Consider the following 12069-nt stretch of genomic DNA (forward strand, 5'->3'; position numbering starts at 1 on the left):
AGAATACACTAAACATAGCTTCAGCTAAATCTATAACTTATTGAGTAGACACGAGAAGTTTATAAATCTTTTCCAGATCGTCGATATTTCGAACGCGGATTAACAAACGGCGCTGTTCTAATTGCATAACCAGTACGCCATCTTCCGATAAGTTCATCGCTTTAATTCGGCGATATTCAATCCAGACATTGGCGAAGAAAAAACCTTGCTGTTTAAAAATGATTTTCGGAACCCGGATCCAGAAAATATAAAAGCCCATTAGCGCCAGTGTACTTAATAACCAAGTGGTTATTTGTGCGCCATGGTTGGTCACATTGTTATAGATAAGAATGACAATCAGCCCGACGAAGATAACGCTATCTATGCGACCGCGCCGGAGCAAAGGAATTGCCAGCAGGGTGGGGCCGTTGCGTCGGGGCATGATGAACTGATCGTATATCGCAAAGGCAAGTAGTGCGGCGATGAACAGAATCAGTACCAGATCCGTGATTGTCATTAATCCTCCAGATAAAAAAACGGGGCCAATAGGCCCCGGTAGTGTACAACAGTATTACAGTCCCAGCAGGCCGCAAGCGTAACCAGCGATACCGATGACGAAGAAGCCAACGATGATCCACAGAGGGTTAACTTTTTTGCGCAGCAGCCACATACAGGCGAAGGTCAGCAACAGCGGCACCAGGCCTGGCATTAACTGGTCAAGAATGGTCTGAACAGTGGTAACGTGCTCTTTACCCGTCTGGTCGGTGATGCGAGAGACAACCAGCGGGATGTTGACATGTGTCCACTTGTTAACCAATGCCCCCATGACAAACAGGCCGAGAATAGACGCCCCTTCCGTCAGTTTTTGCAGGAAGCCGCCACCCATATCTTTAACGATATCGATACCTTTGGAGTAACCATACGCTACGCCGTAGTAACGGGTTGCCAGACGTACCAGGTTAAACAGGATAAAGAACAGCAGCGGACCTAACAGGCTGCCGCTCATCGCGATCCCGGCACCCAGCGCCGCGAATACCGGACGTACCGTACCCCAGAATATTGGGTCGCCCACGCCTGCCAGCGGCCCCATCAGACCTACTTTGATACCGTTGATAGCACCGTCGTCGATCTCTGCGCCGTTAGCACGCTGTTCTTCCAGCGCCAGGGTTACGCCGAGGATTGGCGCCGCCACAAACGGTTGGGTGTTAAAAAATTCGAGGTGACGTTTAATCGCCTGTTTACGGGCATCGTTGTTCTCAGGGTAGAGGCGACGAATCGCCGGAACCATAGAGAAGCAGAAACCCAGTGCCTGCATACGTTCGAAGTTCCATGAACCCTGGAAAAGGTTAGAACGCAGGAAGACGCCACGAATATCACTCGGAGTGAGTTTTTTCTCGGTGGTAGTTTTAGTTGTATCAACCATTTCGCTCACCTGTTAGTCCAGTTCGTTATCGAGATCGTTGTTACCAGCAGCCTGAACAGGCGCACCGGCTACGCGGTTATATTTCGGGCTAAGTTGGATGTAGAGCACTGCCATAACAGTACCAATCACACCCAGAGCAACCAGGTTAAAGTTGGTGAATGCGGCGGTTACGAAGCCGAGGTAGAAGAACGGCATCAGGTAGCCTGCACGCATCATGTTGATAACCATTGCATAACCAACAACCACGATCATGCCACCGGCGATATTCAGACCATTAGTCACCACTTCCGGAATGGCGTTCAGCATGTTCTGAACTTCACTGGTGCCTACAGACAGCGCAACAATCACGGCTGGGATAGCCACACGCATCGCTTGCAGGAACAGAGAAGAAACGTGGATCCAGGAAATTGCCGTCAGATTGCCATTATCAGCCGCCTTATCCGCAGCGTGCTGGAAAGCAACGGTGATGGTACGAACGATGATGGTCAGCACCTGGCCCGCAGCGGCCAGCGGGATTGCCAGCGCGATACCAGCACCGATGCTCTGATGACCGGCGATAACCAGAATGGTAGAAATGATGGAAGCCAGAGCTGCATCAGGCGCAACTGCGGCACCGATATTCATCCAGCCAAGCGCGATCATTTCCAGAGTACCACCGATAATAATACCGGTTTTCATATCGCCAAGAACAATACCCACCAGGGTACAGGCGATTAGCGGACGGTGAAACTGAAATTCATCGAGGATTGATCCCATACCTGCGATACAGGCTACGATAAATACCAGCACAATTTGAAGAGTGGTAATCTCCATTGTACTTCTCCTGTTTACGTAAGACTTAAGTGTGAAAACTGAGTGATAATCAACACAATACGTTACTTATCGATTTTGCTGATCAGATCCATCATTTTCAGTTTCGGATCGGTGGAAACCTTACGGACTTCCAGCTCGATACCACGGGCATTCAGTTTTTTGAACGCTTCGATATCTTTTTCATCAACCGAAACCGCGTTATTCACCTGGGTTTTACCCTGACGGAATGCCATACCGCCAACGTTAACAGAGGTAATTTTCACGCCGCCTTCCACGAGGCGCTCAACATCTGTCGGATTGGTGAATAACAGCATTACACGTTCGCCAGCATATTTCGGGTTGTTGTAGACGCGGATCATCTTGGCAACATCAACCACGTGTGCTGTTACGCCCGGAGGTGCAACCTGGGTGAGCAGTGTCTTACGAACGGTATCCGCAGCCACTTCATCACTAACAACGATAATACGGGAGACATTGGTTTCTTTAGTCCAGCGGGTAGCGACCTGACCGTGAATCAGACGATCGTCGATACGCGCAAGGCCAATAACCATGTAGTCATTTGGTCCCATTGGTTTTGCAGGAGCGGGAGCCGCTTTTGGTGCTGCGGCAGCGGGCGCTGGTGCGGATTTTTCAACCGGTTTGGCTTTCAGTGCTTTCACGCCTTCACGGCCTGTTTCTACAGCCAGCGCCACCAGTTCATCAAAGCCTGGGTCATCATCACGGGCCATTAACGTCTCCACCAGCATTGGAATGTTAACGCCTGCGATCACTTCATAATGCTCTTTGTCGACGACAATACGGCTGGCAGCATTGAACGGGCTGCCGCCCCATGTATCAACGAGAAACAGCACGCCTTTAGTGGTGTCGAGTTTTGCCAACTGAGCGTTGTACTTTTCGATCAGCGTCTCGGCATTTTCACCTGGAACGAAATCGATCCAGCCGACGTTTTCCTGCTCGCCTAACAGCATCTCTGCCGTTTTAAGCAACTGCTCTGCAGCCCAACCATGTGTGCCTATAACAATAGCAATGGTCACTTGCTACCTCCTTTATTATTGTTAACACCTCAACGTGCCAGATGTATTTTTTGAATCGTCATCCACAATCGAATCGATTCAGATAAGGGTTACAACCAAAAACCCCTGCGTTTCGCGATTTATTTTAGATAGCGAAAAAAATATTTTATGTGATGAAGATCCGTAATTTAACTTTGGATTAGCAAAATTCCGAAAGGTAAAATATCCTCGTTACATTCGTTTGCAAAGGAAGATAAATCTTTGCCAAATCAGAGTTCTCTCTGATATGTTTAACTCCCGTTTAACAATCAAGGAGTATGGGGCAGCAGCCCGCAGTATGGATCGTCACCGACGTCATTTCAGCATCAGGCCTTTCAGCGCCTGCCTTTCTGGCATTTTTTGCCGCACCTTTTGTTTGCATTTTGTCGTTACGCCTGCATTATTTCTGGCGCCGAATAGCTATTCCTTAAGCAGGAGCTTGTCATGGAATTCTTAATGGACCCCTCGATTTGGGCGGGGCTACTCACGCTTGTCGTTCTTGAAATCGTGTTGGGTATCGATAACCTGGTTTTTATCGCCATTCTTGCCGATAAACTGCCGCCAAAACAACGTGATAAAGCACGTTTGTTGGGGCTGTCGCTGGCGCTGATCATGCGTCTGGGACTGTTATCGCTGATTTCATGGATGGTCACCCTGACCAAACCGCTATTTACCGTGATGGATTTTTCCTTCTCCGGCCGCGATCTGATTATGTTGTTCGGGGGGATATTCTTGCTGTTTAAAGCGACAACGGAGCTGCATGAACGGCTGGAAAACCGCGATCATGATTCTGGTCATGGCAAAGGCTATGCCAGTTTCTGGGTGGTCGTAACACAGATTGTCATCCTCGATGCCGTCTTTTCGCTGGATGCGGTGATTACTGCAGTAGGGATGGTCAACCATCTGCCGGTGATGATGGCGGCGGTGGTGATTGCAATGGCGGTCATGTTGCTGGCGTCGAAGCCGCTGACGCGATTCGTTAACCAGCATCCAACGGTAGTGGTGCTCTGCCTGAGCTTCCTGTTAATGATTGGTCTGAGTCTGGTAGCAGAAGGTTTTGGTTTCCACATTCCGAAAGGTTACCTGTATGCCGCGATTGGCTTCTCGATCATTATCGAAGTATTTAATCAAATTGCGCGCCGTAACTTTATTCGTCACCAGTCGACTTTACCGCTGCGTGCACGTACTGCCGATGCCATCCTGCGTTTGATGGGCGGTAAACGTCAGGCGAATGTTCAGCATGATGCGGATAACCCGATGCCGATCCCCGTGCCGGAAGGTGCGTTTGCCGAAGAAGAGCGATACATGATTAACGGTGTACTGACTCTGGCGTCGCGCTCTCTGCGCGGAATTATGACGCCGCGCGGCGAAATCAGCTGGGTTGACGCTAACCTTAGTGTCGATGAAATCCGTGAGCAGTTGCTTTCTTCGCCACATAGCCTGTTCCCGGTATGTCGCGGTGAACTGGATGAAATCATCGGCATCGTGCGTGCGAAAGAATTGCTGGTGGCACTGGAAGAGGGCGTTGATGTAGCGGCGATTGCTTCGGCGTCTCCGGCGATTATCGTTCCGGAAACCCTCGATCCGATCAACCTGTTGGGCGTGCTGCGTCGTGCTCGCGGTAGTTTTGTTATCGTTACCAACGAGTTTGGTGTGGTGCAAGGTCTGGTTACGCCTCTGGATGTGCTGGAAGCCATTGCCGGTGAGTTCCCGGACGCTGATGAAACGCCGGAAATTATTACCGACGGCGACGGTTGGCTGGTAAAAGGTGGTACAGACCTCCACGCCTTACAGCAGGCGCTTGATGTTGAGCACCTTGCCGATGACGATGATATCGCGACGGTCGCAGGCCTGGTGATTTCTGCAAATGGTCACATCCCGCGTGCTGGCGATGTGATTAACGTAGGGCCGTTGCATATCACCATTGTTGAAGCTAACGATTATCGTGTTGATCTGGTTCGCATTGTTAAAGAGCAACTGGCGCACGACGAAGACGAATAATCATTAACGAAATCGCATAACGGGCGTGATATGTCCATTATGCCGGGCGGGCGGCGGTTGGCTGCCCGCCAGCCATTTTGGGAAATCACGCAGCGGCATTGGTTGCGCGTACAAATACCCTTGTAAAATATGCACCCCATGACGGCGTAAATATTTTGCCTGTTCTTGCGTTTCTACGCCCTCCGCCACCAGTTCAATATTCAGCCTTTGCCCCAACGCAATGATGATATCGGTTACCGTCGAGTTAACCGCGTCTGAACCAATTGCAGCGGTGAATGACTTATCAATTTTCAGGACGTCAGGGCGTAACGTTTCCAGCCAGGAAAACGAACTGTTGCCGGTGCCGAAATCATCAATCGCCAGTTTGACGTTTTTACGATGCAGTTCGCGGGCAATCCGATAATCAACATCCAGTAGGGCATCGCGCTCGGTTATTTCAAGGATAAGTTGCTGAATCGGGTGAGCACTGAACCAGTACTGATTAAGATCTTTCAACAGCACGCCACGGCGAAAATGGCTGGGAGCGACGTTGATCCCAATGTGAAACTGGCTGCTCATTGGAAAAACGTGGATTTGACGGATGGTTTCCATCATCACATAACGGGTAAGCGGCGCTATCAGGTGATGTTCTTCCGCAATAGGGATAAACACATCCGGCGAGATCCAACCCTGACGAGGATTATTCCAGCGCAGCAATATCTCTACGCCAATACATTGCTGACTACGTGCGTTTAGTAAAGGTTGACAGAATAGCTCGAACTCATGTTGCGCGAGGCCAAGATTAATTTCGCGCGAAAAACTCATTCTGTGTGCGGTTGCCAGCCATGCAACATAACCCACCAGTAAACTCAACAGTACCGCCAGCGGGAGCTGGCTGGGAAGATGGTGCAACGCCAGTTCCGTCGCACCAGGTCCGCTGACGCTAATGGTAAAAGGAAAATTCTGCGATGAAACCTGGTAACGCTCATTGCCATTAAGCGGAGGTAAAGAATCAACCAGGCCGTCATCATAGAGTAAATGGCGATCGGCCACCGTCAGGCTGGCGTTTCTGATTTGCGGCAACTGCGGTTCCAGCAACATCGTCGTCAATAGCTCAATGTTGATCATCTCCAGAACGCCATCACCGCTATGTGATGGCGAGGGATACCACTGGATCAGCACTGGGCTACCTTTAATCAATACGCGATCGGTGGTAAGACGCAGAAGAGCCTGTGGGGCAGGCAAATCGGCCTGGATATCATGAACAGGGACATTTCGATAGCCAAAGATACTGGAGCAATAGAGCGTACCGTTTTGAACCAGGCCAATAGAACGCACGGTTTGCAGTTTGGCGGCCTGCTTGCGTAGAGGCAAATGAGTAACTGAGCACGGGAGGCCAATCAACGGAAGTAAAAGCTCGCGTCCTTCCTGAAGGGGTTGTAAGACTTTATCCAGCTCTTCAACAGCGTGATTGGCGAAGAGGATCACCCGCTGTTGATTTAAGTTACGCTGTGAAATAAACCGCACGCTTAGTGTCGCCACAAGCGTAAAGAGTGCGCAAATTGTACAAACAATCATTCGATTACGGCGATAGGTTTTAATGATCCGTTGTGCTTTTTGCATGCGGGCCGCCCTGTAAGCGCATGGCAACAAACGCCTGACGCAACAGTGGAAGTGTAGTGGGGAAATTTACAGCAGACGAGAAAGCGGGAGAAATTCGCCCATCCGTTGCAGATGGGCGAAAGAAAAGTATTAGTCACACTGGACTTTAATTGCCAGACCGCCGCGAGAGGTTTCACGGTATTTGGCGTTCATGTCTTTACCCGTTTCGTACATTGTCTCGATGACCTTATCCAGCGAGACGCGCGGTGCACTGGTGCGGCGTAAGGCCATGCGTGCGGCATTGATCGCTTTCACAGAGGCAATGGCGTTACGTTCAATGCACGGCACCTGAACCTGACCCGCAACCGGGTCACAAGTCAGACCAAGGTTGTGTTCCATGCCAATTTCCGCCGCCACGCAAACCTGTTCCGGGCTACCGCCCAACAGTTCTGCAAGACCCGCAGCAGCCATTGAACAGGCAACACCCACTTCGCCCTGACAACCTACTTCAGCACCGGAAATAGAGGCGTTCATTTTATACAAAGCGCCAATTGCCCCGGCCGCCATAAAATAGCGGGTATAGATGTCCGGGCTGACCGATTCAATAAAGTGGTCATAGTAAGCCAGCACTGCCGGAACGATGCCACACGCGCCGTTGGTTGGTGCAGTTACCACGCGACCACCCGCAGCGTTTTCTTCGTTTACCGCCAGCGCAAACATATTTACCCAGTCGATGACATTCATCGGATCGTTAGACAGTTTATCGCTGGAAACCAGCATCCGGCGCAGGGCAGACGCACGGCGCGGAACACGCAGCGGGCCAGGCAATACGCCTTCGGTATTCATCCCGCGATCAATACATGCCTGCATGGTTTGCCAGACATGAGCAAAATATTCATCGATCTCTTTTTTGCTGTGCAGCGCCAGTTCGTTTTGCATTGCCAAGCCGGAAAGGGAATAGCCGGTTTCATTGCAGTACGCCAGCAGCTCGGTGGCGGATTTGAACGGATACGGCACGCTCACGTCGTTTGCGGCATCCTGACCAAAATGTTCTTCATCGACGATAAAGCCGCCGCCGATGGAATAATAAGTTTTGCTGTAGACGACTTCATCGCCGTTATAAGCGTGGATTTGCATACCGTTTTCATGCAACGGCAGGTTGCCGTTATGAAAACGCATTCCGTTGTCACGCGGAAAATCCACTTCATGCCGTCCCTGCGCCAGCAGCAGGCGTTCGCGCTCTTCTACGTCGCGAATAAAACCGGGAATACTGTCGATATCCACGGTGGCAGGTTCGTTACCTGCAAGACCCATAATAATGGCGATATCGGTATGGTGGCCTTTACCCGTCAGCGACAGTGAACCATAAACGTCCACGGCAACGCGGGTAACGCTATCCAGTAAGCCTTTTTCGACCAGATCATCGACGAACTGTTTACCTGCCTTCATAGGCCCTACGGTATGGGAAGATGAGGGGCCAATCCCCACCTTAAACATGTCGAATAGACTAATCACGATAATACTCCTGACAAGGTGACTGGACTTCCAGTAACGAACTAATAACAACGCATAGTGTAAGAGGGAACGCGGCGACAGGCTTAACTATTCACATGAATTAAACTAATCAAAAACCGCGATTTAACTAATATTGCGATGATTGTCTCAAGTAGTGTTTTGTAGATGTAAAGATAAGTATAGTCAGGATTTCACACCAATTTGCAGCGCCAGCTCACGAATTATGCCTGCGGTCATTCCCCATACAAAATACTGTTCGTACCAGGAAAGCCATACCCGATGTGAATCACCACGGCGGTAGATATCTAAAGGGTGATAACGACCCAGATGTAATGCCTGGGCGAGCGGCATTTCAAACACTGCGGAAACTTCATCTTCACTGGCGCGATAAGGTAAATCAGGCGGGATAATGCCGACCACTGGCGTTACCTGGTAACCCGTTACGCTATCGACAGGCGGCAGCACACCGATAACTTCTACGGCGGAAGGGGGAATAGCGACCTCTTCTTCAGCTTCGCGCAGCGCGGCGGCGATAACTGACGCATCAGTATCATCTACAGCACCACCAGGAAACGCCACCTGTCCGGCGTGTTTGCGCAGATGAATCGAACGCTGTGTGAGCAATAACCCCGGCTGCGATCGGCGAACGATGGGGATTAACACGGCAGCCTGACGACGATTTAAGGTTTCCCGGTTTATTTGCGGGCGCAAAAGTTGAAAGCGCGATAAAAAATCATCAAGCGTCAGGCTACGGTAGTCCACGTCTTACTTCTCCAGTTGGCGTAATATCCTATTAACTTTATCAAAAGTTTCCTGATATTCCGCTTCTTCCTGACTATCGGCGACAATACCGCCGCCCGCAGAACAGTAAATTTGACCGTTAATGGCAGTCAGCGTGCGGATGGTGATGCTGGTATCCATATTGCCACAGAAGCTCAAATAGCCAATGCTTCCGCACCAGGCGTTGCGTCGCTGCGGTTCCAGTTCATCGATAATTTCCATTGCCCGTACTTTCGGTGCACCGGTGATTGAGCCTCCGGGAAAAGCCGCGCGCAGCAGATCGCTGGCATGAAGTTGTTCAGGTAGTTGAGCCGTAATGGTGCTCACCAGGTGGTGCACAGCGGGAAAAGGTTCCACCACAAACAGTTCCGGCACTTTGACTGAACCTGGCACAGCAACGCGACCAATATCATTACGCATTAAATCAACAATCATCAGGTTTTCAGCGCGATCTTTTGGCGAGTTCGCCAGTTTTTCTGCCTGTTTGCTATCTTCCTGAGGATCGGGCAGACGCGGCAGTGTGCCTTTAATCGGACGGGTCTGGATCTCACCGTCATCACAAAGAATAAAACGCTCTGGCGAGAGGCTTAAAATTGTGCCTTGTTCCAGGCGCAGGAAGGCACTAAACGGCGCGTGATTGGCCTGATTAAGCTGAACGAATGCCTGCCATTCATCACCGCAATAGGTAGCCTGAAAACGCTGGGCGAGATTCACCTGGTAACAGTCGCCACTGTGCAGATACTCCTGCACCTGACGAAATTTTTCGCCATACTGTTCGCGGTTCATATTAGATTGCCAGGCAGAGGTTAGCGCAAAATCACCCTGCGGTGTGATTTGCTGGTTTTCCAGCCAGGCCAGACGGGCATTGACATCATCATGACTCAGCAAAGAAACAGTCTGGCGCTGGTGGTCGACAATCAGTGTCCAGTCGTAGATACCTACCGCCATATCAGGCAGGTCGATATCTCTCTGTGCCACTTCTGGCAGTGACTCAAAACGGCGACCCAGATCGTAACCAAATAAACCCAGCGCGCCACCCTGAAATGGCAAATCATCGTTATGCGACGGGTGAATGTTTGCACGCTCCAGCGCCTGCTGGAGTACTGTTAACGGATCGTCAGTGGTTGTTGTGCGGGTTTCTCCTTTACACACAACAGTTTCACTGCCGTAAGTTGTTAAGGTGCAAATCGGGTCTGCCACCACAATATCAAAGCGGCTATACGGATGATCGGCATAGCCAGAGTGCAAAAGCATCGCCCACGGCAGGTGGTTTAAGCGGGCAAAATAAAATTCAGCGGCGTCCTGACGCCAGGGTAAAGTAATCACAGCGGGAGATAACGTCTTCATCAGTCCTGACTCTACTGGCTATGTGCCGGGTAGCATGAAATAATTAGCGCCAACAATTTAGCAGGAGTTAACAATGTTTGCAGGTTTACCTTCACTCACCCATGAACAGCAGCAAAAAGCCGTTGAGCGTATTCAGGAACTGATGGCACAGGGGATGAGCAGCGGTCAGGCAATCGCACTGGTAGCCGAAGAGTTACGCGCCAACCATTCCGGCGAGCGGATCGTGGCGCGTTTTGAGGATGAAGATGAGTAATACAATGTTGGTTTCAACAGGGCGCATTATGACAAGCGAACCATTTGGCCCGTAGCGTTTGAACCAGAAAATTGTGGGGCTGTACTGGTTGAATGAATTAAGCAGTGTTTTTGATGGTTAGAAAAAAGGACGCTTTTCTGTGATAAAAAAGCGTCCTGGCTCATTTTTGTTGGTAGAGATTTAACTTATACCAGTGCTTTGAGCTCTTCCTGCATATAAGACGAGAAGTATTCTGGATTTTTAATCACCACGCGTTCACCAGACTCCATTTTTTTTGCCCATCCCACCATTTTTTCCGTGAATCCCGGATTCCAGCCTTCCTGTTTGGCTCGCGCAGTAATATCGGCGGCACTCGCGGGTACTCCCAGTTCTTTCAAATATTTAAATATTCCCTTCGCCGTACTTTCATTCATAGAGCTGGGGGTTGGTGTAGATATATCCATGGCACCAATAAAATCCAGGGCTTTATCTATTACAGCAGGCATATTCTTGTCCTTAAATTAACCACGTGATCGATAAGGCTATATATGACATTAAATTGCGCCTAATATCAAAAGGATTATAACGATATCTCATTAGTTAACCTGTTGACATTCAGGTATTTTAAAGGTAGCCGGTCATGGCGGGTTATCTAGTGATGTGCCGAAAATTAACAGCGAATCGTAGTGCCCCAGCCAGATTGTTCAGGCAAGGAAGGACAAGAAAGAAAAGCAGCGTAAGTTAATCGAGTGATTAACGTAATGGTTTGGTTTTTGCGATTAATATCATTTTTGTATAAATACAATAGGAATCATAAAAATAAATTATCAGCCGGGGTGCTACCCATCTAAAGTAAGATCTTAAGCACTGGCCGATTTGTTCATAATCGACCAGTTTTCCGATAAATTATCGTGTGATTTTTGCCTTGATATAATTATCTTCCGGAATTAGACCGCCGCAATAATTTTAATTTCAACTTTATACTTCGGGTTCATCAATCCCGCTTGTACCGTGCAGCGCACAGGTGCATGGCCCGCGACAACCCAGGCGTCCCAGGCTTTATTCATTGCAGCGAAGTCGTTTTTATCGGCCAGGAAAATCGTGGCATCCAGAATACTCGACTTATTGCTGCCCTGTTTTGCCAGCACTGCGTCAATTTGCGCCAGCGTATTCGCGGTCTGCTCAAACGCATCGGCATCGAGGTTTTCCGGTACACCGGTGTAGTAGAGCGTGTTGTTGTGGATCACCACATCAGACCAGCGGGCTTCGGCGTCAATACGAACGATAGTCATCATTTTGTCCTCATCATCATTCCATTTTTGTGCTGCAAAGACTGCCACAATGTA

General features: G+C 49.7%; 13 protein-coding genes. 3 read left to right on the forward strand and 10 right to left on the reverse strand.

Going from position 1 to position 12069, the window contains the following annotated elements:
• Positions 1 to 37: 37 nt before the first annotated feature.
• The 4 genes from BEG40_RS01695 to manX all read right to left on the reverse strand — a co-directional run bounded on the left by BEG40_RS01695 (position 38) and on the right by manX (position 3249).
• On the reverse strand, positions 38 to 496 hold the full coding sequence (locus tag BEG40_RS01695) for a DUF986 family protein (protein ID WP_000156264.1): 459 nt from the start codon (positions 494 to 496) through the stop codon (positions 38 to 40).
• 54 nt (positions 497 to 550) lie between these two features.
• Positions 551 to 1402 carry a PTS mannose transporter subunit IID gene (gene manZ, locus BEG40_RS01700; RefSeq protein ID WP_001516270.1) on the reverse strand — a complete coding sequence of 284 codons (852 nt, stop codon included), beginning with the start codon at positions 1400 to 1402 and terminating at the stop codon, positions 551 to 553.
• Between the two features lie 12 nt (positions 1403 to 1414).
• A complete protein-coding gene (gene manY / locus BEG40_RS01705) occupies positions 1415 to 2215 on the reverse strand; it encodes a PTS mannose transporter subunit IIC (protein WP_000406930.1) in 801 nt (266 codons plus the stop codon).
• A 62-nt stretch (positions 2216 to 2277) separates the two neighbouring features.
• Complete coding sequence (manX, locus tag BEG40_RS01710; RefSeq protein ID WP_000150535.1) at positions 2278 to 3249, reverse strand: PTS mannose transporter subunit IIAB; 972 nt, start codon at positions 3247 to 3249, stop codon at positions 2278 to 2280.
• Positions 3250 to 3565: 316 nt separating this feature from the next.
• Between manX and BEG40_RS22010 the strand changes: the two genes are divergently transcribed.
• Together BEG40_RS22010 and yoaE are read left to right on the forward strand one after the other, a co-directional pair.
• A complete protein-coding gene (locus BEG40_RS22010) occupies positions 3566 to 3724 on the forward strand; it encodes a protein YoaL (protein WP_272941839.1) in 159 nt (52 codons plus the stop codon).
• On the forward strand, positions 3712 to 5268 hold the full coding sequence (gene yoaE, locus BEG40_RS01725; protein WP_000394977.1) for a CNNM family cation transport protein YoaE: 1557 nt from the start codon (positions 3712 to 3714) through the stop codon (positions 5266 to 5268). Before BEG40_RS22010 ends, yoaE begins: the two co-directional genes overlap by 13 nt.
• A 3-nt stretch (positions 5269 to 5271) precedes the next feature.
• On the opposite strand, the gene pdeD is transcribed toward yoaE, so the two are convergent.
• From pdeD to pabB, 4 genes are all read right to left on the reverse strand, one after another.
• Positions 5272 to 6870, reverse strand: coding sequence for a cyclic di-3',5'-guanosine monophosphate phosphodiesterase PdeD (gene pdeD, locus BEG40_RS01730; protein WP_016231673.1), 1599 nt, complete (start codon positions 6868 to 6870; stop codon positions 5272 to 5274).
• Positions 6871 to 6999: 129 nt separating this feature from the next.
• Positions 7000 to 8364, reverse strand: coding sequence for an L-serine ammonia-lyase (gene sdaA / locus BEG40_RS01735; RefSeq protein WP_000624293.1), 1365 nt, complete (start codon positions 8362 to 8364; stop codon positions 7000 to 7002).
• Between the two features lie 183 nt (positions 8365 to 8547).
• Positions 8548 to 9126: a CoA pyrophosphatase gene (locus tag BEG40_RS01740; protein ID WP_105284780.1), complete on the reverse strand. Its 579-nt coding sequence runs from the start codon at positions 9124 to 9126 to the stop codon at positions 8548 to 8550.
• Between the two features lie 3 nt (positions 9127 to 9129).
• Positions 9130 to 10491, reverse strand: coding sequence for an aminodeoxychorismate synthase component 1 (pabB, locus tag BEG40_RS01745; RefSeq protein WP_105284781.1), 1362 nt, complete (start codon positions 10489 to 10491; stop codon positions 9130 to 9132).
• A 73-nt stretch (positions 10492 to 10564) separates the two neighbouring features.
• On the opposite strand from pabB, the gene BEG40_RS01750 reads away from it, so the two are divergent.
• Positions 10565 to 10744 (forward strand): YoaH family protein, encoded by a 180-nt coding sequence (locus tag BEG40_RS01750; RefSeq protein ID WP_000457334.1) that lies wholly within the window; start codon positions 10565 to 10567, stop codon positions 10742 to 10744.
• A 185-nt stretch (positions 10745 to 10929) separates the two neighbouring features.
• Here the strand turns inward: BEG40_RS01750 and BEG40_RS01760 are convergent, their stop codons facing one another.
• Positions 10930 to 11229 carry a DUF1889 family protein gene (locus BEG40_RS01760; RefSeq protein WP_105284782.1) on the reverse strand — a complete coding sequence of 100 codons (300 nt, stop codon included), beginning with the start codon at positions 11227 to 11229 and terminating at the stop codon, positions 10930 to 10932.
• A gap of 441 nt (positions 11230 to 11670) precedes the next feature.
• Positions 11671 to 12015, reverse strand: a complete 345-nt coding sequence (locus BEG40_RS01765; RefSeq protein ID WP_024191110.1) for a RidA family protein — start codon at positions 12013 to 12015, stop codon at positions 11671 to 11673.
• Positions 12016 to 12069: the final 54 nt, after the last annotated feature.

This window comes from Escherichia sp. MOD1-EC5495 (genome assembly GCF_002965965.1).
Lineage (GTDB): Bacteria > Pseudomonadota > Gammaproteobacteria > Enterobacterales > Enterobacteriaceae > Escherichia > Escherichia ruysiae.